Raw genomic sequence first — 23038 nt, forward strand, 5'->3', positions numbered from 1 at the left:
GACGTCGTTCAAGGCCGGCCGATGAACACGTAGAACGCGGTGCCGCCTCGCGGCGCGTAGCCGATGCCGACGTACAGCGGTCCCAGTCCCGTGTCCGAACCCAGGAAGACGCTGCTCGCGTAGCGCATGTCCTTGACGCTGATGTCGCGGTGCGAGAGCCAGGTGTTGCCCGCCTCGAGCGTGCCGCCGATGAAGAAGCCGCGCGACAGGAAGGGCTGGTCGTTCAGGCGCCGGTAGTAGGTCGCCCGCGTGAACAGCAGCGAGTTGCCGCTGAGCTGGTTCGGGTTGTAGCCCGACAGCTGGTGGAACCCGCCCAGCGTGTAGCCGCCCAGCCCGGTGTCGTCGGGCTGCTGCGACGCCACGGCGCGCGCGTACAGGCTGACCGTGTGTCCGCCGAAGCTGCGCACCACGTTCCCGTCGGTGTTCAGCCGCAGGAAGCGGCCGCTGTTGAGGTTGCGGTTGTCCTGGCGGCCGCCTTGCGCCTCGACGGTGAAGCGGTAGCCGTGCTGCGGGAAATTCGCGTAGTCCAGCTGGTCGACGACGGTCCGGAGCCGGAAGCCGCGCTCATAGCTGGTCCAGCGCAGCTTGCCCATCTCCGGCGTGAGCAGTGTGATCAGGTCGGGCTTCGCATGGCGGATCTGGGTGATGACGCCCAGCCGCACCTCGCCCCAGCGCCCCCACGGCTGGCCCAGGTCCAGGCCGACCGACGCGTCGCGCCGCACCAGCCGCGCCTGGCCCACGCTGGCGTTGTCCGGGTCGTTGTCGTCATAGACGATCTGCTTGCGCTGGTTGGCCTCGGCCCAGGCGCTGGCGAACCAGTCGTCGGCCACGCCCAGCTTCAGGCCCAGCGGGTGGTACAGCTCGGTATAGAGCCGCGGGGTCTCGCCGATCGTGATCTGGTTGCGCCACTCGGTGCCCTTGTCGGTCAGCCAGTGGCGGTTGTGGCTCAGGCGCAGGTTGAAGAAGCTGTCGCCGCCCGAGTCGGTCGACAGATCCATCCCGACGCGGAAGTAGTTCGGCCCCCAGGGCTTGTCTTCCATGTTGAAGACCAGCGTCTCGCCCTCGGGACGCTGCTCGACGTGATAGTCGACCCGGTTGTAGTCGCCGCTGGAGGACAGGAAGCGCATGTCGCGCTCCGCCGTCTCGTTGTTGAAGGGCTGGCCCGGCTTGGACTCGAGCTGGCTGCGGAAGCGCTCCGGGTTGGTGTTGTCGGAGCCTTCCATCTTCACCGCCGCGATGAACACGCCCGGCGCCTTGGTGCCGATGCGCGCGATCTGCCACGCCGTGTAGGTCCGCTCGTCGACGGCGTAGGCGCGCAGCTGCGGCAGCATCGCCTCGGCGGCTTCCTCGCCGGCGCGGATCAGGTCGCGGACCTTGTCGAAGTCGCCGGAGGTCAGCGCACCCAGCTTGGGCGTGATCAGCAGGTCCTCGCCGGCGGACATGCCGGCGATGGAGCGCTGCACGTTCTGCTCGGTCAGGATGTTGATCATCTGCGCGGTCAGACCGAGCAGCGAGTTCAGCGTCTCGCGCCCGCCCACCGGCGTGCCGACGTTCACCGCGATCAGGCGGGTCGCGCCCATCTCGCGGGCGACGTCGACCGGCAGGTTGTTGACCAGGCCGCCGTCGCCGAGGATGCGGTCCTCCCATTCGACCGGCGCGAACACGCCGGGCACGCTCATGCTGGAACGCAGCGCCAGGGCGAGGTCGCCTTCGGCGAGGATGCGTTCGCGGCCGTTCTCCATGTCGGTGGCGACGGCGCGGAACGGCGTCGGGAGGCGGTCGAAGCGGTGGACGTCGCGCACGGGCAGCGTCAGCCGGCGCAGCAGGGCTTCCAGCCCGCGGCTGGAGAGCGTGCCGGTGGGGACGCGGACCTCGCCGTCGCGCAGGCCGAACTCGATCGTCGCGGAGAACTCGAAGTCTTCCTCCTTGCGGCGCTGCGAGAGGTCCTGGCGGTCGACGCGGCTCGCGAACAGCCGGTCCCAGGCGATCCTCGACAGTTCGCGGTCGAGGTCGTCGGCCGTCATGCCGCTGGCGTAGAGGCCGCCGATGATCGCGCCCATCGAGGTGCCCGTGACGATGTCGACGGGGATGCGTTCGCGCTCGAGCACCTTCAGGATCCCGACGTGCGCCAGGCCGCGCGCGCCGCCGCCCGACAGCACCAGGCCGAGCTTGGGCCTCTGGGCCTGGTCGGCCGAGGGCGTCGCCACCGGACCGGGCGGGGGATTGGGCGGCACCGTCTGCGCGGGCAGCACGGCGGGCGTGGTCAGCGCGACCCATGCGACGAACAGCGTCAGCCGGCAGTGGCGGCTGACGCGGGCAAGTGCGCGGGCAACTGCGTGGGTAAGGACGCGGGGAAGGGCGCGGGGATCTCGGGACACGGCGGACATCGGGCTGCGGGACAGCCCCGCGGCAAGCGCGCGAGGCGGGCGCATTGTGACCCGAACCGGTTCGATATCGAACCGGCGGCGTCCGTCAGTGATCGTTGCCGTTGTGCGGCGCGCGGTCCAGGTCCAGCATCAGCGTGCCGATCGCGCGCTGCAGCAGCGGCTGGTCTTCCAGCTGCGTGATCAGGCCGTTGGCCACCAGCTGTTCCAGCGCGCCGCGGGTGACCGAATGGCGCTCGTCCGCCACCTGCCCGATGAACAGGAACATCTGGCGGCTGTCGCTGATCCACGCGATCTGCGCGGTGATCCATTCGCTGCGGTGGAAGAGGTGGTACCAGCCGCCGATGTGCACGCCGGCGATCCAGTCCTGCAGCGCGGCATGCGCGTGGGGCGAGTGCTCCTCGCTGTACAGCGCCACCGGCACCGTCGGCAACTGCCCGCGGTCGACGCGCTCGTGGGCCCAGCGCGAGGGCAGCTGCGATTCGCGTTCGTCGAGCAGCTGCTGCAGCAGTTCCTCGGGCGTCTGCGCCGGACGGCGCAGCGAGGGCGCGGCCGGCAAGGCTTCCTCGACCGCCGGTTGTCCGCGCAGCACGCGACCGTGCTGACGCATCAGCTCGTCGAGGAAGGCCTGCCGCTGCATGGCCGGCAGCGCGATGGCGTCCATGCCGCGGTCCAGCGCGCGGACCAGCTCCGGCAACTGGCTGCGCAGGCGCTGGCGGGCGGCCTCGTCCGGCTGCGGCGAGACGCTGTGCAGCAGCGCGTCCACGAGCTCGATGTAGGTCTGCGGCTCCGACGCGTCCCGGCCGTGCTGGACCATCGCCTGCGCGATCACCTCGACCCAGGGGCCGAGCAGGAAGCGGCGCATCAGCTTGCCGGCCTGGGCGTCGTCGAGCTGATGCTGCAGCTGGTCGCGCAGCATCCGCTGCCATTCCTGGCGGCGCTGCTCGCGGTCCAGGCGCTCGAGCGCCACCGCGCTGCGCTGGCCGCGGGCCTCGGCCTGCGCGCGGATGTGGGAGTCGACTTCGGTCAGCGTCTGCTGGAACTGCAGGGCGGACGGATGCGCGCTGTCCAGCAGCGGCTGGATCACGCGTTCCAGGAACTGCAGGAAGGCCTTCAGTTCGGCATCGTCGCTGCGCTGGAAGCCCGCGCCATGCGCGGCCAGCCGGTTCAGCAGCTGCCAGGTCGGATGGTCCTGGCGGCGCAGCAGCGTCGGATCGGCCTTGGACAGGCGCACGATTGCGACCTGCAGCCGGCCCATCAGCACCTTGAGCGGCGGCTGCAGGCTGTCGTCGGCCAGGATCTGGTCGTACAGGCGCGACAGCAGGTCCGTGCCGGGCGCCCCGGTGCCCGGCCCCAGTTTCGGTGGCGGCGCGCCCAGTGCCCCGGCGGGTGAGGGCGACGTCGCGGCGCGGGCCGGCCCGAGCTCGGCGGCGCGCGTGTTCATCAGGTCCAGCTTCATGGCGACCTGATCCAGCGTGGCGTTCTGCGTCGGCGTGTCGGTGAGCGTCTTGAACTGGCGCAGTCGCAGTTCCGATTCCTTGATCGCCGAGCCGTGGCTGGTCAGCATGCCGCTCAACTGGGCCTGTCTCAGGCTCTGGCAGAGCAGGGTGTAGATCGGTTGAAGCCGGATCGCCAGCGGATGCGCGGCCAGGCGCATCAGCGCATACCGGCCGTCGGCGTCGAGGTCCACGCCTTCGATGGCGCGCGCCAGGGCCTGCGCGAACAAGGCGGCCCGCAGCGGGTTGTCGTTCTTCAGCGGGCGTGCGATGCCGCGCAGCGCGGCGAAGAAGTTGCTCAGCTGGTGCAGTTCGGCCCGCGACTGATCCTCGATCGCGGTGATCACATGCGAGATCGCGACGTCCTTCAGCGCCTGGCCCTCGTCCACGAGACTCAGGGAGAAATCGTTGCCGCGCTGGGGGCCGGCTTCTCCCGTTGCAGCGGATCGCCGCCGTCGCGGGCGATCTTGAGCAGCATGGTGAGGGAGCCTTCGAAGTCGGCCGCGAAGCTCGCACGCCGCTTGGACCAGCCGGCCAGCAGCTGGTGATGTTCGAGCCGGCTCTTGAGCTCGTCCTGCAGGCCGTTGTACACCGCGTGCGCCAACGAAGGCACATGCGCGAGCATGTCGTCGAGCAGGGACTGCAGGGAGGGCGAAGACGCTTGGACCATCATTTGTGACAAGTTGTCAGCCGCATTATGGTCGCCCCTCATTCAGGTGACATCCCCTGGGGCACGGGGACGTGCGACCTGGGGAAAGCCCGATGGTGACGGCGGGACCGGACCGGCGGCCAGAACGATTCTGGGCGATTGGCGTCCCCGGAGATCGGCAGCGTGAAGCTTACTTCGTATCGGAACGCAACAAGCCGACGCCATGCGAACGGGCGTGTCCCGCTCAGCGGGCCATCAAGCATCCAGGCAGATGCAGCGCGCGAGCATGCCGGCGCATCAGCGCGTCGAGGAAGGTCCTTCGCTCGGTCGGCGGCATCGCGATGACATCCATGCCCCGGTTCAGCGCATCGATCAGGCGGGGCAACTGGGCCCTCAGGCGCTCACGGGCCGCGTCGTCCGGCTGCGGCGACACGCTGTGGAGCAAGGTGGTCACGAGTTCCAGGCAGGCCCGCGTCTCCGGCGCCTCTTCTCCGTGCTGGACCATGACGCGAGCGATGACCTCGGCCCAGGGACCGAGCAGGAAGCGCCGTATCAGCTTGCCGGCATCGGCGTTGTCGAGTTGGCGCTGCAGTCGGTGTCGCAGCATCAGCAGCCAAGCCTGGCGGTGCTGTTCGCGATCGCGCATGGCCTCGGCGGACTGCGGAGCGGACCGCGGAAGCGATGACGCGGACAGGGCGCCCGGACCCGATGTCGCGTGCTGCACCGTCATGTCTGGCACCTTGCTCCACTGACGCTCGCGCCGCGCTGCCCCTTGCTCGGTGAGCCGTGGCTGATCAGCAGGCTGCTCAACCGGGCGGCTCTCAGGCGCTGGCAGAGCGAGGCGTAGAGGCGGTGCAAGCTGGTCGTCAGCGGTTGCGCAGCCATGCGCATCAGGGCGTAGCGGCTGTCGGCGTCGAGAGGCACGCCGTCGATCGTGCGCGCCAGCGCCTGTGCGAACAACGAGGCCCGCAACGGGTTGTCGTTCTTCAGCGGACGGGCAATGCCGCGCAAGGCGGCGAAGAAGTTGCCCAACTGGTGCAACTCGGCCCGGGAGTGATCCTCGATCGCCTGGGTCACATGGGCAATCGCGACATCCTTCAGGACTTGCGCGTCGTCGACGAGGCTCAAGGACAGTTCACCGTCCCGCTGTGGCGGACGTTGGTGAGGCCGTGGCGTGCCACCCGTGCGGGCGATCAGGAGCGATTGCGAGAGCGAGCCCTCGAGATCGGCGACGAAGCGGCCCCGGTGCTTGTTCCAGCCGTCCAGCAGGTACTGATGCTCGAGGCGATCCTTGAGTTCGTCCTGCAGGCCGTTGTACACCGCATGCGCCAAGGTGGGGACCTCGGCCAGGGTCTGGTCGATCAGGAACGCGAGGGAAGGCGATGACGCTTGGACCATCATGTGTGACAGGTTGCCCGCCGCGAGGGCGCTTGGCGGTCTGGGTACACGGGGAGCGTGTCCCGGTTCGCCTCAAGTCAAGACAGGAAGGGTCTGCTGCACGGAAATGAAAAAGGGGTCGCCGAAGCGACCCCTTTGCAGAGCGATGGCGCGCGGCCCGAGGGCCTTGCGCCGGGCTCAGGCGGACATCACATGTCCATGCCCATGCCGCCCATGCCGCCGGGCATGGCCGGGCCGGCGGACTCGTCCTTCGGCGCTTCGGCGACCATGCACTCGGTCGTCAGCATCAGCGAGGCCACGGACGCGGCGTTCTGCAGCGCGGTGCGGGTCACCTTGGTCGGGTCCAGGATGCCCATCTCGATCATGTCGCCGTAGGTGCCGTTGGCCGCGTTGTAGCCGTGGTTGCCGGAGCCGGCCAGCACGGTGTTGACGACGACCGACGATTCTTCGCCGGCGTTGTAGACGATCTCGCGCAGCGGGGCTTCGATGGCCTTCAGGATCAGCTTGATGCCGGCGTCCTGGTCGGCGTTGTCGCCCTTGATGGCGCCAGCGGCCTGACGGGCGCGCAGCAGCGCGACGCCGCCGCCGGCCACGATGCCTTCTTCAACGGCGGCACGGGTGGCGTGCAGCGCGTCTTCGACACGGGCCTTCTTTTCCTTCATCTCGACTTCGGTGGCGGCACCGACCTTGATGACGGCGACGCCGCCGGCCAGCTTGGCCACGCGCTCTTGCAGCTTCTCGCGGTCGTAGTCGCTGGTGGCTTCCTCGATCTGGACGCGGATCTGCTTGACGCGCGCCTGGATGTCGTCGTTGGAGCCGTTGCCGTCGATGACGGTGGTGTTTTCCTTGCCCACTTCGACGCGCTTGGCCTGACCCAGGTCAGCCAGCGTGACCTTCTCCAGCGACATGCCGACTTCCTCGGCGATGACCTTGCCGCCGGTCAGGATGGCCAGGTCTTCCAGCATCGCCTTGCGGCGGTCGCCGAAGCCCGGGGCCTTCACGGCGACGACCTTCAGGATGCCGCGGATCGTGTTGACGACCAGGGTCGCCAGCGCTTCGCCGTCGACTTCTTCGGCAATGATCAGCAGCGGACGGCCCGACTTCGCGACGGCTTCCAGGGTCGGCAGCAGATCGCGGATGTTCGAGATCTTCTTGTCGTAGAGCAGGACGAACGGGTTGTCCAGGATCGCCGACTGCTTTTCCGGGTTGTTGATGAAGTACGGCGACAGGTAGCCGCGGTCGAACTGCATGCCTTCGACGATGTCGAGCTCGTTGTCCAGGCTCTTGCCGTCTTCGACGGTGATCACGCCTTCCTTGCCGACCTTGTCCATCGCCTTGGCGATGATCTCGCCGACGTCCGCGTCGGAGTTGGCGGAGATGGTGCCGACCTGGGCGATTTCCTTGGAGGTCGTGGTGGCCTTGGAGGCCGCCTTCAGCTGCGTGACCAGGGCGGTGACCGCCTTGTCGATGCCGCGCTTCAGGTCCATCGGGTTCATGCCGGCGGCCACGTACTTCATGCCTTCGCGGACGATGGCCTGGGCCAGGACCGTGGCGGTGGTGGTGCCGTCACCGGCGTTGTCCGAGGTCTTGGAAGCGACTTCCTTGACCATCTGGGCGCCCATGTTCTGCAGCTTGTCCTTGAGCTCGATCTCCTTGGCGACCGAGACACCGTCCTTGGTGACGGTGGGGGCGCCGAACGAGCGCTCCAGCACCACGTTACGGCCCTTGGGGCCCAGCGTGACCTTGACCGCGTTGGCCAGGATGTTCACGCCTTCGACCATGCGGGCACGGGCCTCGCCGCCGAAGACAACGTCTTTTGCTGCCATGTGTATCTCTCCGAAATCTTTATCTGGATGAAAGTCTGTCGCGGTCGCCGATTACTTGGCGATGACGGCGAACAGATCCTCTTCGCGCATGACGAGCAGCTCGTCGCCGTCGACCTTGACGGTCTGGCCGCTGTACTTGCCGAACAGGACGCGGTCGCCGACGGCGACGTTCAGGGCGATGAACTCACCCTTGTCGTTGCGCTTGCCCGGGCCGACGGCCAGCACTTCACCCTGGTCGGGCTTCTCGGCGGCGTTGTCGGGGATGACGATGCCGGAGGCCGTCTTGGTTTCGTTTTCCAGGCGCTTAACGATCACGCGATCGTGCAGAGGACGCAGTTTCATCAGATCTCCTTGACTAATGCAGACTTGCTTCAAGGACCCGCCGTGCGCTCATCGCACCGGCCAGCCCTTCACAAGAAGTAAGCCCCGCGACCGGGCCGTGGGGCTTGTTAGCACTCGACCATCGCGAGTGCTAGCAGGGAGATTATATGGACGGGTGTTGACGTTTCAAGGGCGACGCTCAAGACCCCAGCCGACGACATGGTCCAGCGACCACCGCCCCGGCCCGCGGCCCAGCAGGTAAAGCATGGGCGCCGCCCAGGTCAGGTGGGTCGGCCAGCCCGACGGATAGACGAAGGTCTGGATCACTGCCGTCATCCCCAGCACGCCGAGCGCCGCCACGCGGGTGAACAGCCCCAGCACGAGGAGAACGGGGAGGAGATGCTCCGCGCCGGTGGCCAGGTAGGCCGCCCATTCCGGCGGGATCAGCGGGAGCGCGTAGTCCTGGCGGAACAGCAGGAAGGTGGTGTCGGTCAGCGTGAACCAGCCCTCGACCTTGGTCCGGCCGGACAGCCAGAACACGCCGGCGATGCTGAAGCGGCAGGCCAGCGCGATGAGGTCGTGGGAGATGAGGCGCTCCAGGCGCTGGCGAAGGGCGGCCAGCGACCCGGGCGAGCCAGTGCCGGAGCGGGAGGTGGCGGAGGAGGTGAGCGTGTTCATGTCGGGATCTCCGTGACGCCGGTGAAGGCGCCTTGATTGAGCAGGCGGCCCAGCGCGGCGCCGGGATCGAAGGCGGGGAAGCGGGCCTGGACGGCATCCAGGGTCTCGCCGAGCGAGGTGCCGTCGGCGCAGGCGTCGAGGAGCGCGCACTCGGCGGCCTCGATGTCGAGCGCGACGACCACGCCCGACGGGCGCGTCAACAGCGCGCCCTGGCCTTGCCAGTGCGGCGGATTCGGATCTGCGGCGTGCGAGCGTGCCGCGTCCCACAGGCTGAACGCCGGCCAGTCGGCGGACCAGCGCCAGCGCGCCGCGGGATGCGGAACGAGGCGTGAGGCGGCCAGGCGTCCGGGATCGAGCCGGGCGATCGCCGCCACGTCGAGCACCGGCGCGTCGGCGGCGACATGGCTCTCGTTCCAGAGCCGGTCCAGGCGTGCGACTTCGCTGAGCCAGGGCAGATCGCTGCCCGCGAGTGCCTCATCGAGGAGTGCGGGAAAGCGTTCGCCGTAATGCTGCAGGTCGCCGCCCGACGGCGGATCGGCGCGCACGGCGTCGAGCGCGACAGCCTGCATCCATGCGTCGCCGGTCAGCCGGCGCACCGACGGATAGAGCGACAGCAGCGCATCCGCGCAGCCCTTCAGCACGGTGTTGCGGTAGACGGCGAAGCCGGGTTGCGTCGCGGTGCCGTCGGGAGCGGCACCGGCTTCCGGTTCAGACCAGAGACTTCTCCAGAACTCTTCCTGGAATCTGGCGAGAGCCTCGGCGGTCGATCCGCCAGGGGATGGGGCTCGCGATGCGACGCGCGTCATGCCGGCACCTCCTCAAGCGAGCGTGCTGCGGCGCCCAGCACCGACTGCGCATGGCTTCGCTCGGCGATCAGTTCGGGGAACGGCGGCAGATTGCCGTCGCGTTCGATCAGCGTCGGTCGGGGGCCGATGCGCGCGGTCAGCCGATCGAGCAGCGCCCAGACCGGCGCCGCCACGGCGTCGTCGTGGCTGTCGATCAACAGCCCGGTGCCGGCATCGCTGTCGGCGCGATGGCCGGCGACATGGATCTCCATCACCGCGTCGCCGTCGATCGTGTCGATCCACGCCGTGGCGTCGAGGCCGAGGTTGCTCGCGGAGACGAACACGTTGTTCACGTCGACCAGCAGCCCGCAGCCCGTGCGACGGACCAGCTCATGCAGGAAGTCGACCTCGCCCCACTCGTGGGCGAGGGTCAGGTAATGCGTGGGGTTCTCGATGGCGACGCGGCGGCGGAGCGCGTCCTGCATCCGGGAGAGGTTCGCGGCGACATGGCGCAACGCCTCCGCCGTCCGCGGCACCGGCAGCAGGTCCGGCGCATAGGCGCCACCGAAGCGGCTCCAGGCCAGATGCTCCGACACCAGCGCCGGCTGCAGCCGGGCCGCCAATGCGGCGAAACGCCGCAGATGGTCGGGATCCGGTGGCGCCGTGCCACCGAGCGACGTCGACACCCCGTGCAGTGACAGCGGGTGCGTGGCGCGCAGGGTCTCGAGCAGCGCCAGGCGCGGGCCGCCCGCGACGAGGTAGTTCTCGGGATGGACCTCGAACCAGAGTCCGGGATCGCGCGCGGCGAGCGCGTCCTCCGCGAACTCGGGCTTGAAGCCCAGGCCGGCGCCCAGCGTGTGCGTCATGGCGGTCGAACGGGCGGGGAGGGTCAGGACTTGACCGGGGCCAGCGAGCCCATGCCCTTGGGCGTCTTGATCGTCGTGCAGGTGCCTGCCGGGACGTACTTCCAGGCGTTGGCCTGGTAGTCCATCTTGGCGGTGCCGGCGCAGCTGGTGCCCGGGCCCGCGGCGCAATCGTTCTTGCCGGCCATCGAGACGCCGTAGCAGCGTTCCTTCTCGGCGGCGGGCTTGGCGTCCTGCGCCATCGCGGAGGCGGACAGGGCGGTCAGGGTGACGAGGGCGAGGCTCAGGGTGGTCGACTTCATGGGGCACTCCTTGTGCGTTGGATGCGAGTTGAGGGTCGGACGCGGCGGTCTGCCCGTCACGTTCCGTAAGCTAGTTCGCAGCCGATCGGCAAGGGGTTACAGCGGTGCCGGAAATTTTTCGATCTATTTTTTCAGGGCCCCTGTAACCTTCCGACCCCATGACGCGAATAGATCCCGTGATCGCGACAGAGCATGAGTTGCACGACCTTTTCGTGGCCGGGCTGGACGGGGATGCGGGGGCTTACCACCGCTTCCTCCAACGCCTGGGGGCGTTGCTGCGCGGGTACTTCCGGCGGCGCCTGCAGCAGTTGCCGGACGAGGTCGAGGACCTGGTGCAGGAGACGCTGATGGCCGTGCATGCGCAACGCCAGACCTACCGCCGTGGCGAGCCGCTGACGGCGTGGGTGCACGCGGTCGCGCGCTACAAGCTGGTCGACCTCTGGCGGCGGCGGGAGCGGCACGATGCGCTGAACGAGCCGCTCGACGACGAACTCGCGGTCTTCGCGACCGCCGATCACGAGGCCGGCGATTCGCGCCGCGACCTGAGCCGGCTGCTGGACCGGTTGCCGACCAACCAGCGCCTGCCGATCCTGCATACGAAGGTCGAAGGGCTGTCGGTCCAGGAGACTGCCCAGCTCACGGGGCTGAGCGAGTCGGCGGTGAAGGTGGGTGTGCACCGGGGATTGAAGACGCTGGCGCGGCTGTGGAAGGACATGACATGAAGACCGACGATCTGATCGGACTGCTGGCGCAGGATGCCGGCCCGGTGCCGACGCGCACCGGCGAGCGGCGGTTCGCCGTCGCGCTGCTGGTGGGGGTGATGCTCGCGCTGGCGTGGGTGCAGGGCGCCTTCGGCATCCGTGCCGACCTGGCCGAGGTGATGGGCACGGCCGCGTTCTGGCGGAAGGTGGCGATGCCGCTCGCGGTGGCCGCGACCGGCCTGATCGTGGTGTTCCGCCTCGGCCACCCCGGCGCACGGATGAACGGCTGGTGGCTGGGCGTGTGGCTGCCGGTGTCGCTGCTGTGGATCTGGGCGGCGGTGGTGCTCTGGATGGCCGAGCCCGCCGCGCGCCTGCCGCTGATGCTGGGCACCACCTGGCGGGTCTGCGTGTTCAACGTGACGGCGACCGCGCTGCCGATCGGTGTCGGGCTGCTGTGGGCGCTGCGCGGCCTGGCACCGACACGGCCGGTGCTGACCGGAGCGGCCGCCGGCTGGCTGGCGGGCGCGGTGGGCGCGTGTGTCTACTCGCTGCACTGCCCCGAGATGGAAGCGCCCTTCGTCGCGATCTGGTACGTGCTCGGGATGGGCATGTCGGCGGGACTGGGGGCGCTCGCGGGACGGCATTGGCTGAGATGGTGACCCTGCGGCCGAGGCGCCGCCGGCGCCCGCTCCCGCTCCCGGGTCACTGAGCCCGCGCCCGCGTCCGCCGCCGTCCGGCTGCCAGGCCGGCGACCGCGATGCCCACCAGCATCAATGCGCCGGTTCCCGGTTCCGGCACCAGCGCGACTGACCACACGCCGGCTGTCGCACCCGGGGCGACGTTGTCCGAGCCGTTGATGTAGAAGTAGCTGTCCGCGACCTGCGACAGGCTGTTGCCGGTGTTGGAGGACGCCAGCCGGAAGTTCACCTGGGCCTGCGGGTTGATCTCGTAGCGGTTGATCCAGATGTCCCAGGTGGCGGGCAGGCCGCTGGCGTCCAGCGAGCCGATGTTCATGTTCCAGGTGTACTCGGTATAGACGGAGCAGCAGACCCAGCCCGGATCAGGGAACGGCGAGCCGAGCGTGCCGCCGGAGATCGGCGGTGCGCCGGCACCCAGGAGCCAGGTGATCTCGAAGCGGCGGATGTCGGCCTCGCCGGCAGGGCCGGTGAGGAGTCCGTCGGTAAAGACGCTGACCACCAGCCGGCTCTCGAAGGTCCAGTCCTGCGGCACGTCGGGCGAGGCGCGCGGGAAGAACGCGGTGGTCGTGAAGGGGCTCGTCACGAAGCTGTAGCGGTACTCCTCGGCCCGGACGTTCCCGGCGAGCAGCACTATCGGCAGCGAGCACAACGCGAGCGCGCACCTGCGCAGCATCGATCGGATGTTCATGGTGATCTCCCAGGCCGGTCCGGCCCGGAAGATTAGGAACGCGTGAAGGTCGAATCCAGCCGCCGCTGCGCTGCCTTCTGGTGACAAGGCCGGGCACGCGTGGGCATCCCGTTTGAAACGTCGATAGAAACGTCAACAACGCGCGAAGGCGGGGACAGCGCTTGCGCCAGATCGCGCGTGCGTCCGGTCGTCACGCGATATACGACAACGGCAACGCCGTCGTGAACTTCAACTCCTCCATCGCGAAGCTCGAACTGACGTCCGACAGCTGCGTCCCGGCGATCAGCCGGCGGTAGACCTGGTCGTAGGCGGCGATGTCCGGCACGACGACGCGCAGCAGGTAATCGACGTCACCGCTCATCCGGTAGAACTCGACGACCTCGGGGATCGCCTCGATCGCCGCGCGGAACTGGTCGAACCAGGCCTGCGAATGCACGTTGGTCCGCACCGAGACGAACACGGTCACGCCGACGTTGACCTGCTTCGGGTCCACCAGCATCACGTTGCGCGTGATCACCCCGGATTCCTTCAGCCGCTGCACCCGGCGCCAGCAGGGCGTCGTCGACAGCCCCACCTCCGCCGCCAGGTCGCTCATCTGCACGGACGCGTCGCGCTGCAGGATATCCAGGATCTTCCGGTCGATGGAATCCAGTTTCGCCATTTCAATCAACCTTGGAATGCAATTGCCGAAATCATCAAAAGAAAGATAGATTTTGCACGCGAATTCCACACGTGAATTCTGACAATCGACGGTCATGGAAATCTATCTCGACGCCAACGCCACCACCCCCGTCCTGCCGCAGGCCCGCGATGCCGCGCTCTCCGTGATGGCGGACGCGTTCGGGAACCCGAGCAGCATCCATGGCAGCGGGTTGAAGGCCCGGGCCCGGCTCGACGCGGTCCGCGCCACCGCGCGCCGCGTGCTGGGCGCGCCAGGCGGCCGGCTGGTGTTCACCAGCGGCGCGACCGAGGGCATCCAGACCGCCGTGCTGTCCGCGCTGACCGCGCTGCGCCAGCGCCGCGAGGCCGGCCAGGCCATTCCGCCCCGGCTGCTGTACGGCGCCACCGAGCACAAGGCCGTGCCTGAAGCGCTCCGTCACTGGAACACGCTGTTGGGCCTGGACCTGGAGATCGTCGCCATCCCCGTCGGCATCGACGGCCGCCATGACCTGGCCTGGCTGCGCGCGAACGCGTTGTCGGCCGGGCTGGTCTGCACGATGGCCGCGAACAACGAGACAGGCGTCATCAGCCACCTCGACGGCATCGCCGACGCGCTGCGCGGCACCGGCGCCCTCTGGCTCGTCGACGGCGTGCAGGCGCTCGGCAAGCTGCCGCTGCTGCTCGGCGAGCGCGCCATCGACTATGCGCCGTTCTCGGGTCACAAGCTCTACGCGCCCAAGGGCGTGGGCATGCTCTACGTCCGCGAAGGCGCGCCGTTCACGCCGCTGATGGCCGGCGGCGGGCAGGAGGGCGCGCAGCGCTCGGGCACCGAGAACATGGCGGGGATCGCAGCGCTGGGCGCGGTGCTGGAGGCGCTCGAGGGCGGCGGCGTGTTCGCGTCGCTCGGCCAGTTGCTGGACCGCCGCCAGCGCCTGGCCGACGCGCTGCGCGACGCCTTCCCCGGCGTCGTGTTCAATGCGCCGTTCGACATCAGCCTGCCGACGACGCTCAACGTGTCGGTCCCGGGCCTGAGCGCGAAGCTGCTGCTCGACCTGTTCGACGCCGCCGGGCTGCGCGTCAGTGGCGGCTCCGCCTGCGGCGCGTCGAAGGCGGCGCCGAGCTATGTGCTGCAGGCGATGGGCCTGCCGGCGTGGCGGGCCGGCTCCGCGGTGCGGCTGTCCTTCGGCGCGGCCGATGCCGAGTCGACCATCGATGAAGCCTGCAGACGCCTGCGCGCCTGCGGCGAGTCGCTGCGTGCGACCTGCCAGACGCCGGCATCGAACGAGACGCCGCAGGCGCCCGAGCTGCTCACGCGTTTCGCCGTCGACGGCGCCTGCTGCTACGTCGTCGCCGACGTGAGCAGCCGCCGCTGCGTGGTCGTCGACCCGCTGCCGGAGCTGACCGGCACGCTGTCGCAGTGGATGCGATGTCGCGGACTGACGCTGGCCGCGGTCCTGGATACGCACAGCCACGGCGACCATGCGTCGTCGGCGCAGTCGCTGCGCGACGCGATGACGAGCCTGCTCGCCGAGGAAGCGCTCGCGGACCGCGTCGACGCGCTGGGCTGGCCGAACGGCAGCGAGGAGATCGCGCTTGGCACGCACCGGCTGTCGCGCCTTGCGATCCCCGGCCATACGGCGGATTCGACCGCCTACCTGCTGCATGCGGGCGATGAACTGGTCGCCACCTTCGTTGGCGACACGGTGATGCCGGGCGCGCTCGGACGCAGCGATTTCGAGCAGAGCGCCCCGGCCGCCTTCGGCGCTTCCTTGAAGGCGCTGGAACTGAGCATCGGCCTGCATGGCCTGCTGCTGCCCGGCCACGACTATGACGATCGCTTCGCGACGACGCTCGCCGTCGAATGCGGCGCGCAGCCGCTGCTCGACGGTGTGCTGAAGGGTCGCTTGAGCGCCGAGGCCTTCGCGATCGGCAAGGGCGTGCTGGAGCACGACCTGGCGCCGACCGAGTACCAGACCATGGCCTGCGGCGCGCGGGTCGACTGCGTACGGACGACGGAACGCGTCGAGCTCGACGTCGCCGGTCTGCAGTCGATGCTGGGCGACGGCTTCGGGGCGAAGCCGGTGCTGGTGGACGTCCGCGAGGCCTACGAGGCGCGGATGAGTCCCACCGAGGAACTCGCGCCGGAGGCGGTGCCGCTGTCGGCACTGATCAATGCGCTGCCGCGATGGCGCGCGCTGCCGGAGCAGACGCCGGTGATCTTCTTCTGCCGCAGCGGCAACCGCAGCGCGCAGGCGGCGCGGGCGCTGCGTCGGCTGGGCCACGGACAGGCGTGGAGCCTGGCCGGCGGCCTGGCGCTGTGGCCGACCGCACGGACCGCCACCGCGCTCGACGCCATCGCGATCTGAGCGGGCTCAAGGCGCCGGCAGCGCCGCGCTGCCGAACCGCGTGCGGCAGACCTGCTGTCCGGCTGCATTCGTCTCGAAGTCGCTCGCCAACATGATCAGCCGGGATCCGTCCGCGCTCGGCAGCAGCGGCGACGAATAGTTCTGGCACCAGTTCGTCTGCGCAGGCGGGCTCAGCGGCTTGACCGGCGCTTCCATCGTCGTCCACGTCCCGCTGCCGTCGGCGGTCGAGCTGAGGAAGATCGTCGCGCCGTTGCCGCCCGCATCGACCTGTCCGCCCGCGTTGAACAGGATCTGTCCGATCAGCGCGATCCGCTGCCGTCCCGGCAGCCACACGTGCGTCGGGGCATGGCGGAAGAAGCGGCCGTCGGCCGTCTTCGGCTCCGGACCGCGAACGGCCGGGTCGCCCCAGTCCAGCCCGTCCGCGGAGCGCTTCAGCGCGACGCGGCAATCCAGCCCGGCCGTGCTGCAGTGCTCGTAGCTCAGCAGGAAGCTGCCGTCGCCGAGCCGGCTCGTCACCGCCATGCCGGGCCGGTCCGTCGGTTTCACCGCCGACGCGATCACGCGCGGCGCCGTCCAGGTCGCGCCGTCCGTCGTGCTCGTGATCTTGAGCGTCTGCGAGACGCCGGCCGATGTCCCGTCCGTCTCGTCGGAATACAGACAGGCCAGCGCGCCGTCTCGAGTGACGAGGAACTCCGGCTCCCAGATGCCCGTGCCGTCGCCGCCGCGCGGCTTGTTGCCGACACCGCAGTTCGCGAGGAAGCGCCAGGTCTTGCCTCCGTCGTTGCTGCGGTGGATCGGATGCGTCATCGGCTGGCCGGTCGTGTCCTGGCCGACCGAGGCCGACCACAGCAGCGTGCCCGCCGGCAGCACGCCGACCGCCGATGGCAGCTCATAGACCGAGCCGCAGCACAGGCCCTTCGGCCACGCGGCATCGGTCACCGCGCCTTGCGGCTGGAAGCTCGTACCGTCGTCCTTGCTGAGGAACAGCTTGCCCTGGCCGCGATCGCCCTCGAAGGTGATCGTGCTGGCGAGCAACGCGCCGTTCAGCGAGGCATCCGTCTGATGCTGGAGCCTGATCAGTCGCGGATAGAAGGCCGGCGCGTCGCCGTTGAGCAGTGTGCCAGCGCGCGTGACCGGTGGCGGGGTGACCGGGGGCGGGGCGCTGGGGGTGGCCGCGTCGGAACTCGACGAGCCGCCGCCGCAACTGGCGCAGGCGGCGAGCAGCAGGCCCGCCAGCAGCGCGCCGGCGCCGGTCGTCAAGCCGCGGAGGAGGGGGCGCCTGGGGAGAGCCCGGGGCGCGCAAGCCTGCCCGGAGGAGGAGACGGTGGAGGAGGGACGAGATGTCATGGCGTCCTCCCGCTCAGATTTCGCCCGAGGGCTTGCGCTGCGGCACGCCCGACGGGACCGGGCGGCCGAAGTCCGGCCGGCCGTCCGCCGTCCAGGTGAAGCGCTGGATGCGCATCGTGCGGCCGTGCGGGTCGTTCTCGGCGCTGTCCTTGGCGTGATAGACCAGCCAGTCCTCGGTGCCGTCCGGCGACTTCGTGAAGCTGTTGTGGCCCGGCACGAAGACGCCGTCGACGCCGGCCACGCCGGTCGGTCCGTCCGTCGGGCCGAACACCGGCTTCGGATGCTTGGTCCAGCTCTTCGGATCCATCGGGTCCTTCCCGGTCAGCTCCAGCAGCCCGAGGTAGTACACCGCCGCCGTGTGCCCCGCCGAGTACACGACGAAGTCGCGGCCTGCATGCCGCAACGGCTGCGGCGCCTCGATCCAGTAGTCCTTGGGCTGGACCTGCCATTTGCCGTCGACCTTGTGCCAGCCGCGCTCCCAGTCGTGCTCGCCCTGGACGATGCGCACACCGGGACCGTCGGCCTTGGCCGGGCTCGACATCGGCGCGATCCACAGGCCCGCGTCGGCGTACATCCAGAACAGCCGGCCATCGGCCAGCCGCAGCACCGAGCCGTCGATCGAATAGCGCTCATGCGCCAGGTGCACGCGCCCGAGGTCGCGGTATGGGCCCATCGGATGGTCGGCCTCGAGCACGTAATGCCGGTGGTTGGCGTCGACGTGGTCGGACGCAGTGAAGTACAGGTACCAGCGGCCGTCGAGGTGGTGCAGCTCCGGCGCCCAGATCATGGCGCTGCGCGGGCCGCTGGCGTCGGCGGTCCAGACCTTCTTGCGTTCGGCCTGGCGCCAGTCGCTGAGCCGGTCCGAGCGGTAGACCCACACGCCGCCCTCGGGATCGAAGGTCGCCGTCAGGTAGTACGCGCCCTCGTGGAAGACGACGAAGGGATCCCCGGCCTCGCGGTCGGGCAGCACGGGGTTGGTGAAGGTGGTCGACATGGCGGTCCCGGAGGCGGTGGCCGCTTTCACGGCGGATGAAGCGGAGGAGGCGGAGGACGGGGCGGCCGGCGCGGCGGCCGAGGGGCGGGCGGATGAGGCGCTGGCGCAGCCGGTCGACATCGCGGCGCCCGCGAGTCCCAGCCCGGCGGCCAGGCCGAGCCAACGGCGGCGCGGCAGGTCCGCGTCCGTGTCTGGATGCATGGGGAGGTCTCCTGTCCCGCCGCATCGGCGCGGCCTCATGCCGCGCCCCGGGTGGGATCGGCGCGGATGGTAGACCGGATCGGTCATTAATAACAAGTATGTTTGTTACTAACGAGCCTCGCTGAAATTCCGCCGGGTTTCAGGCGCGGCCCGCGCGCCGGATGCGCTTCAGCGCCACGCCGCGCTCAACGCATCTCGCGCGGTCTCGGCGAGGCGGAGGCATCCGCGCCGACCGCGTCCGGGCCGTGTCCGCGCGGGAAGTCGAACGCGATCCGCATGACGATGTCCTGCGGGTAGTTGCCGAACTTGCGGCCGAACAGGTTGAGGCCGCCGCGGTTGCGGGCGTCGTCCTTGATGCCCAGCCTCACCTTGATGTGGTTGGTCTGCGGCAGGTCCAGGTCGCCGATCTTCACCGCGCCCAGTGCGACGCCGTCGATCATCGAGCCCTTCTCGCCCACGCTCCACTGCTTGAGCAGGCCGTGCGTGGTGCGGTCCACCTGCCACCAGCTCGGCATCAGCAGCGAGGGCTTGCCGCCGTAGTCGCCGGGGCTGGTCCAGGTGCCGATCTCCCGGTCGTTGATCCAGAGCGTGATGTCGGACGGGAAGTCCTCGTTGAACTGCGGCGCCTCGGAGCAGATCTCCATCGACAGCTCCAGGTGGCTGGGCACCGCGCCGTAGGGCAGGTTGTTGGGGAAGGCGTAGTCCACATAGCCCGAGCCGCCGAACCACAGCAGCTGCGCGTAGACGTGCTCCGGCTCGAAGAACGAGCGCGAGTCGTCCAGCATGCCGATGATCTTGCTCTCGCTCACCAGGCCGCAGGTCGGCTTGGCCTCGACGTGGCGGTAGCTGCCGATGGGCATGCTGATCGAGATGACGTTGGGCCGTGATTCGATCGCCGCGCCGGGCAGGCGCAGGCGCACCTCGTCGTAGCGCTTGGAGCAGAGCTTCTGCTGGCCGCGCGTGCCGGGCTCCACTTCGACCGAGACCAGGCCCACGGCCTGCAGCTGGTTGATGTTGAAGCTCACCGTCGAATGCGGCAGGTTCATCGCGCCCGCCAGCTCGGAGACGTTCAGCACCTGGTGCGTCAGCAGGCCCAGCATCGCCTGTCGCGTGTCCGACGCCAGGGCCTTGGCCACGGCCAGCGCCGCATCCCCCTCGACCATCAAGACCCGGCTGCCCGAGACCTCCACCATTGCGCGTCCCCAAAAGATTTTTCGCGAGTTTATGCGGATCGCTCCGCTCCTCTGAGGCCTTAGGGTAAAGACCAATCATTAATAACAAACAAGTTCGTGATAATGGCGGCCATGAACCCCGCACACCACGACGGGCGAGGCGCCGAGACCGCCACCTCCGCTGATTCCCCCGGCCGCGTCCACCGCCGCCGCAATCCGCTGACCGGCCGTCACGTGCTGGTCTCCCCACATCGCACGCAGCGGCCCTGGCAGGGCGCGCAGGAGCCGGTCGACGACACGCCGCTGCCCCGCCACGACCCGACCTGCTACCTGTGCGCCGGCAATGTCCGCGCGAACGGCCAGCACAACCCGGACTACACCGGGACCTTCGTGTTCACGAACGACTTCGCGGCGCTGCAGCCGGCGCGCGGCGACGAGGCGCGCCTCGCCGTCGCGGACGAGGCGGGCGCAAACCTGTTCCAGGCGGCGCCCGTCGCCGGCGAGTGCCGCGTGCTCTGCTTCTCGCCGGACCATGCCCGCACGCTGCCGGAGCTCGAACTGCCTGAACTGCGTGCCGTCGTGCGGGCCTGGATGGACCAGTCCGCCGACATGGGGGCGCATCACCGCTGGGTGCAGGTCTTCGAGAACAAGGGTGCGGCGATGGGTTGCTCCAACCCGCATCCGCACGGCCAGGTCTGGGGGCTCGACCAACTGCCCGACGAGGCGGTGCTCGCCGACACGCATCAGCGCGACTACCTCGATCGCCACGGCGAACCGCTGCTGGTGCGCTATGTCCGCGACGAGCTGGCCGCGGGCGAGCGCGTGATCGTCGAGACCGAGCATTGGGTGGCCCTCGTGCCGTACTGGGCCGCCTGGCCGTTCGAGACGCTGCTGCTGCCGAAGGCGCACACGCTGCGGCTCGACGCGATGACGCCGGCGCAGGCGGACGACCTCGCGGTCGCCGTGCGTCGCCTCACGACGCGCTACGACAACCTGTTCCAGTGCTCCTTCCCGTACTCGATGGGCTGGCACGGTGCGCCGCACGGCGCCGGACAGCCGGACGACGACGCGCACCGGCATTGGCAGCTGCACGCGCATTTCTACCCGCCGCTGCTGCGCTCGGCGACGGTGCGCAAGTTCATGGTCGGTTTCGAGATGCTCGGCGAGGCGCAGCGCGACCATCACGCCGGAGACCGCGGCGCAGCGGCTGCGCGAGGTCAGCGACACCGTGCATTACCGGCAGGCGCGCCGCGCCGCACAAGCGGAGGGCGCATGAGCCAGGATCGTCAAGCGACACCGCGTGAACGTGCGGTGCAAGGATTCGAACGCGCCTTCGGCCAGTCGCCGGAACGCCTGAGCCGCGCTCCGGCGCGCGTGAACCTGATCGGCGAGCACACCGATTACAACGAGGGCTTCGCGATGCCCTGCGCGATCGACCGCGACACGGTCGTGGCCGCGGCGCGGCGCGACGACGATGTGATCGAGGTCCTCGCCTGCGACCTGCCGGGCGACGGCGCCCTGGGCGCGGCCGGCCGCTTCCGCATCGCCGACGCCGCGGACGTCGCGGCGAGTCCGCAATGGCTGCGCTACGTGCAGGGCATGGTCGCCGTGCTGCGCGAGCAGGGCCACGCCGTCGGCGGCGCGACGCTGTCGATCGCGGGCAACGTGCCGCAGGGCGCGGGGCTGAGTTCGTCGGCCTCGCTGGAGATGGCGATCGGCCACGCGTTCTCCGCGCTGAACGGTTGGACCTTGCCGCCGACGACGATGGCGCTCGCCGGCCAGCGCGCCGAGAACGTCTACGCCGGCTGCCGCTGCGGCGTGCTGGACCAGCTGTCATCGTCGCTCGGCGTGAAGGGCCACGCGCTGCTGATGGACTGCCGCAGCCTGGAGGTCCGCCCGATCCCGATGCCCGAGGACATCGCGGTGCTGGTCGTCGACTCGAAGATCCAGCGCGGCCTGGTCGACAGCGAATACAACCTGCGCCGCCAGCAATGCGAGGCGGCGGCCCAGGGGCTCGGCGTGAAGGCGCTGCGCGATGTCGATGACGCGCTCTGGTCGCGGCTCGGCGGACAGCTCGACCCGGTCGTGCGCCGCCGCGCGCGCCACATCATCTCCGACAGCCATCGCTGCGCCGGTCTGGCCGACGCGCTATCGCGCGGCGACTTCGCCGCGATCGGCCACCTGATGCGCGAATCCCACTGGTCCATGCGTGACGACTTCGAGATCACCGTTCCCGCGATCGATGCGCTCGCCGCGCTGATGCAGGGCGTCATCGGCGAGCACGGCGGTGCGCGCATGACCGGCGGCGGCTTCGGCGGTTGCGTCATCGCGCTCGCACCGCGGGCGATGGTCGACGAGATCCGCGTCGCCGTCGAACGCGGCTACCGCTCGCCGGACGGCCGCGCGGCGGAGGTCCATGTCTGCGCCGCCTCCGATGGCGCGGGAGTGCTCGCATGAGCGCGCTCAAGACCTTCGAGCTGTGCTCGCCGGACGGACTGCGCATCGCCATCACCGATGCGGGAGCGTCGTGGATGTCCTGTGTGGTGCCCGTGAACGGCGATGACCGCGAGGTCCTGCTCGGCTACGAAACACCGGCGGACTACCTGCGCCAGCCGGGTTATCTCGGCGCCGTGGTCGGCCGCTACGCCAACCGCATCGCGGGCGCGTCGTTCGAACTCGACGGACAGCGCTTCGCGCTCGACGCGAACGAGGGGCCGAACCAGCTGCACGGCGGCACGGCCGGTTTCCACCGCAAGGTCTGGGACGTCGCCCATCACGACCAGCACTCGCTGGAACTGACGCTGCGCTCGGAAGACGGTGACCAGGGCTATCCGGGCCGCCTCGATGTCCGCGTCGTCTACCGCGTCGAAGCCCCGTTGACGGTCAGCATCAGCTTCGAGGCGCGCACCGATGCGCCGACGCTGGTGAACGTCAGCAGCCATGCCTACTTCAACCTCGATGGGCCGGACCGTCTCATCCTCGATCAGCAACTGCGGATCGCGGGCAGCCGCTACCTGCCGGTGCGGGCCGACCTGATCCCTACAGGCGAGCAGTCGCCAGTCGCGGGCACGCCCTTCGACTTCCGCCAGCCGCGCCGCATCGGCGACGCGCTCGAGGCGTTGCGCCGACTGGATGTCCAGCCCGCTTGCCATGACCACTGCTGGCTGATCGACGAGCCGGCCGGCGAGGGCGCTGCCGCGGTGCTCCGCTCAGGCGACGGCCACCTGATGCTGGCGCTGCACAGCGACGCGCCCGGTCTGCAGTTCTACGCCGGCGAGTTCCTGCCCCAGACGCCCGACCGGCACGGCCGCCCGCACCTCAAGCACGGCGGCCTGGCGATCGAGCCCGAGGCGCTGCCCGACAGTCCCCATCACCCCGAATGGCCGCAACCCGGCGCGGTGCTGCGTCCCGGCGAGGTCTACCGTCATCGCCTGACCTACCGCTTCGTTCCCTCGGCCGCCTCCTCGTTCCCTTCCTCGACCTCCCCGGCCGACAAGGCCTGACCCCGA

Annotated in this window: 20 protein-coding genes; 5 read left to right on the forward strand and 15 right to left on the reverse strand. The window is 69.6% G+C overall.

Annotated features, from left to right (window positions below):
- Positions 1 to 8: 8 nt before the first annotated feature.
- From ACQ859_RS07120 to ACQ859_RS07165, 10 genes are all read right to left on the reverse strand, one after another.
- Entirely contained in the window at positions 9 to 2378 is a 2370-nt protein-coding gene (locus ACQ859_RS07120; RefSeq protein ID WP_431265185.1) for a patatin-like phospholipase family protein, read from the reverse strand.
- Positions 2379 to 2472: 94 nt separating this feature from the next.
- Positions 2473 to 4410 (reverse strand): DUF1631 family protein, encoded by a 1938-nt coding sequence (locus ACQ859_RS07125; RefSeq protein WP_431266482.1) that lies wholly within the window; start codon positions 4408 to 4410, stop codon positions 2473 to 2475.
- Between the two features lie 363 nt (positions 4411 to 4773).
- The gene (locus ACQ859_RS07130) at positions 4774 to 5259 is read right to left on the reverse strand and encodes a DUF1631 family protein (RefSeq protein WP_431265186.1); all 486 of its coding nucleotides are present in this window, start codon (positions 5257 to 5259) and stop codon (positions 4774 to 4776) included.
- Positions 5256 to 5930, reverse strand: a complete 675-nt coding sequence (locus ACQ859_RS07135) for a DUF1631 family protein (protein WP_431265187.1) — start codon at positions 5928 to 5930, stop codon at positions 5256 to 5258. Before ACQ859_RS07135 ends, ACQ859_RS07130 begins: the two co-directional genes overlap by 4 nt.
- A gap of 185 nt (positions 5931 to 6115) precedes the next feature.
- Entirely contained in the window at positions 6116 to 7753 is a 1638-nt protein-coding gene (groL, locus tag ACQ859_RS07140) for a chaperonin GroEL (protein ID WP_431259158.1), read from the reverse strand.
- Between the two features lie 51 nt (positions 7754 to 7804).
- On the reverse strand, positions 7805 to 8095 hold the full coding sequence (groES, locus tag ACQ859_RS07145; RefSeq protein ID WP_297524612.1) for a co-chaperone GroES: 291 nt from the start codon (positions 8093 to 8095) through the stop codon (positions 7805 to 7807).
- 165 nt (positions 8096 to 8260) lie between these two features.
- Complete coding sequence (locus tag ACQ859_RS07150; protein ID WP_431265188.1) at positions 8261 to 8752, reverse strand: DoxX family protein; 492 nt, start codon at positions 8750 to 8752, stop codon at positions 8261 to 8263.
- Positions 8749 to 9558, reverse strand: coding sequence for a DNA-binding domain-containing protein (locus ACQ859_RS07155; RefSeq protein WP_431265189.1), 810 nt, complete (start codon positions 9556 to 9558; stop codon positions 8749 to 8751). Before ACQ859_RS07155 ends, ACQ859_RS07150 begins: the two co-directional genes overlap by 4 nt.
- Positions 9555 to 10403 carry an MNIO family bufferin maturase gene (gene bufB / locus ACQ859_RS07160; RefSeq protein WP_431265190.1) on the reverse strand — a complete coding sequence of 283 codons (849 nt, stop codon included), beginning with the start codon at positions 10401 to 10403 and terminating at the stop codon, positions 9555 to 9557. Before bufB ends, ACQ859_RS07155 begins: the two co-directional genes overlap by 4 nt.
- A 23-nt stretch (positions 10404 to 10426) precedes the next feature.
- Positions 10427 to 10702 (reverse strand): BufA1 family periplasmic bufferin-type metallophore, encoded by a 276-nt coding sequence (locus ACQ859_RS07165; RefSeq protein ID WP_431259154.1) that lies wholly within the window; start codon positions 10700 to 10702, stop codon positions 10427 to 10429.
- Positions 10703 to 10860: 158 nt separating this feature from the next.
- Between ACQ859_RS07165 and ACQ859_RS07170 the strand changes: the two genes are divergently transcribed.
- Positions 10861 to 11424: a sigma-70 family RNA polymerase sigma factor gene (locus ACQ859_RS07170; RefSeq protein ID WP_431265191.1), complete on the forward strand. Its 564-nt coding sequence runs from the start codon at positions 10861 to 10863 to the stop codon at positions 11422 to 11424.
- Positions 11421 to 12062 carry an NrsF family protein gene (locus tag ACQ859_RS07175; RefSeq protein ID WP_431265192.1) on the forward strand — a complete coding sequence of 214 codons (642 nt, stop codon included), beginning with the start codon at positions 11421 to 11423 and terminating at the stop codon, positions 12060 to 12062. Before ACQ859_RS07170 ends, ACQ859_RS07175 begins: the two co-directional genes overlap by 4 nt.
- A 43-nt stretch (positions 12063 to 12105) precedes the next feature.
- Here the strand turns inward: ACQ859_RS07175 and ACQ859_RS07180 are convergent, their stop codons facing one another.
- Positions 12106 to 12789 (reverse strand): PEP-CTERM sorting domain-containing protein, encoded by a 684-nt coding sequence (locus ACQ859_RS07180; RefSeq protein WP_431265193.1) that lies wholly within the window; start codon positions 12787 to 12789, stop codon positions 12106 to 12108.
- A 190-nt stretch (positions 12790 to 12979) separates the two neighbouring features.
- Entirely contained in the window at positions 12980 to 13441 is a 462-nt protein-coding gene (locus ACQ859_RS07185) for an Lrp/AsnC family transcriptional regulator (protein WP_431266483.1), read from the reverse strand.
- Positions 13442 to 13544: 103 nt separating this feature from the next.
- On the opposite strand from ACQ859_RS07185, the gene ACQ859_RS07190 reads away from it, so the two are divergent.
- Entirely contained in the window at positions 13545 to 15815 is a 2271-nt protein-coding gene (locus tag ACQ859_RS07190; protein ID WP_431265194.1) for an aminotransferase class V-fold PLP-dependent enzyme, read from the forward strand.
- 6 nt (positions 15816 to 15821) lie between these two features.
- Here ACQ859_RS07190 and ACQ859_RS07195 read toward each other — a convergent pair whose 3' ends face one another.
- The 3 genes from ACQ859_RS07195 to ACQ859_RS07205 form a co-directional block, all read right to left on the reverse strand.
- The gene (locus tag ACQ859_RS07195) at positions 15822 to 17075 is read right to left on the reverse strand and encodes a sialidase family protein (RefSeq protein ID WP_431265195.1); all 1254 of its coding nucleotides are present in this window, start codon (positions 17073 to 17075) and stop codon (positions 15822 to 15824) included.
- Between the two features lie 100 nt (positions 17076 to 17175).
- Positions 17176 to 18357 (reverse strand): glycoside hydrolase family 43 protein, encoded by a 1182-nt coding sequence (locus ACQ859_RS07200; protein ID WP_431265196.1) that lies wholly within the window; start codon positions 18355 to 18357, stop codon positions 17176 to 17178.
- Positions 18358 to 18542: 185 nt separating this feature from the next.
- Positions 18543 to 19550, reverse strand: coding sequence for an ArsR/SmtB family transcription factor (locus ACQ859_RS07205; RefSeq protein ID WP_067277641.1), 1008 nt, complete (start codon positions 19548 to 19550; stop codon positions 18543 to 18545).
- Positions 19551 to 19661: 111 nt separating this feature from the next.
- Between ACQ859_RS07205 and ACQ859_RS07210 the strand changes: the two genes are divergently transcribed.
- Both ACQ859_RS07210 and ACQ859_RS07215 read left to right on the forward strand, forming a co-directional pair.
- Positions 19662 to 21986, forward strand: a complete 2325-nt coding sequence (locus tag ACQ859_RS07210; protein ID WP_431265197.1) for a UDP-glucose--hexose-1-phosphate uridylyltransferase — start codon at positions 19662 to 19664, stop codon at positions 21984 to 21986.
- Positions 21983 to 23032, forward strand: coding sequence for an aldose epimerase family protein (locus tag ACQ859_RS07215; RefSeq protein ID WP_431265198.1), 1050 nt, complete (start codon positions 21983 to 21985; stop codon positions 23030 to 23032). The genes ACQ859_RS07210 and ACQ859_RS07215 overlap by 4 nt, the downstream gene beginning before the upstream one ends.
- The last annotated feature ends 6 nt before the right edge of the window (positions 23033 to 23038 follow it).

The sequence above is a fragment of the Roseateles chitinivorans genome (assembly GCF_050632235.1).
Taxonomy (GTDB): domain Bacteria; phylum Pseudomonadota; class Gammaproteobacteria; order Burkholderiales; family Burkholderiaceae_C; genus Roseateles; species Roseateles chitinivorans_A.

Coding starts and splice junctions, on each gene's coding strand:
- ACQ859_RS07150 (WP_431265188.1), bottom strand. CDS start 8,752: ATGAACACGCTCACCTCCTCCGCCACCTCCCGCTCCGGCACTGGCTCG.
- groL (WP_431259158.1), bottom strand. CDS start 7,753: ATGGCAGCAAAAGACGTTGTCTTCGGCGGCGAGGCCCGTGCCCGCATG.
- bufB (WP_431265190.1), bottom strand. CDS start 10,403: ATGACGCACACGCTGGGCGCCGGCCTGGGCTTCAAGCCCGAGTTCGCG.
- ACQ859_RS07135 (WP_431265187.1), bottom strand. CDS start 5,930: ATGATGGTCCAAGCGTCATCGCCTTCCCTCGCGTTCCTGATCGACCAG.
- ACQ859_RS07205 (WP_067277641.1), bottom strand. CDS start 19,550: ATGGTGGAGGTCTCGGGCAGCCGGGTCTTGATGGTCGAGGGGGATGCG.
- ACQ859_RS07180 (WP_431265193.1), bottom strand. CDS start 12,789: ATGAACATCCGATCGATGCTGCGCAGGTGCGCGCTCGCGTTGTGCTCG.
- groES (WP_297524612.1), bottom strand. CDS start 8,095: ATGAAACTGCGTCCTCTGCACGATCGCGTGATCGTTAAGCGCCTGGAA.
- ACQ859_RS07170 (WP_431265191.1), top strand. CDS start 10,861: ATGACGCGAATAGATCCCGTGATCGCGACAGAGCATGAGTTGCACGAC.
- ACQ859_RS07200 (WP_431265196.1), bottom strand. CDS start 18,357: ATGCATCCAGACACGGACGCGGACCTGCCGCGCCGCCGTTGGCTCGGC.
- ACQ859_RS07155 (WP_431265189.1), bottom strand. CDS start 9,558: ATGACGCGCGTCGCATCGCGAGCCCCATCCCCTGGCGGATCGACCGCC.
- ACQ859_RS07175 (WP_431265192.1), top strand. CDS start 11,421: ATGAAGACCGACGATCTGATCGGACTGCTGGCGCAGGATGCCGGCCCG.
- ACQ859_RS07165 (WP_431259154.1), bottom strand. CDS start 10,702: ATGAAGTCGACCACCCTGAGCCTCGCCCTCGTCACCCTGACCGCCCTG.
- ACQ859_RS07130 (WP_431265186.1), bottom strand. CDS start 5,259: ATGACGGTGCAGCACGCGACATCGGGTCCGGGCGCCCTGTCCGCGTCA.
- ACQ859_RS07190 (WP_431265194.1), top strand. CDS start 13,545: ATGGAAATCTATCTCGACGCCAACGCCACCACCCCCGTCCTGCCGCAG.
- ACQ859_RS07210 (WP_431265197.1), top strand. CDS start 19,662: ATGAACCCCGCACACCACGACGGGCGAGGCGCCGAGACCGCCACCTCC.
- ACQ859_RS07215 (WP_431265198.1), top strand. CDS start 21,983: ATGAGCGCGCTCAAGACCTTCGAGCTGTGCTCGCCGGACGGACTGCGC.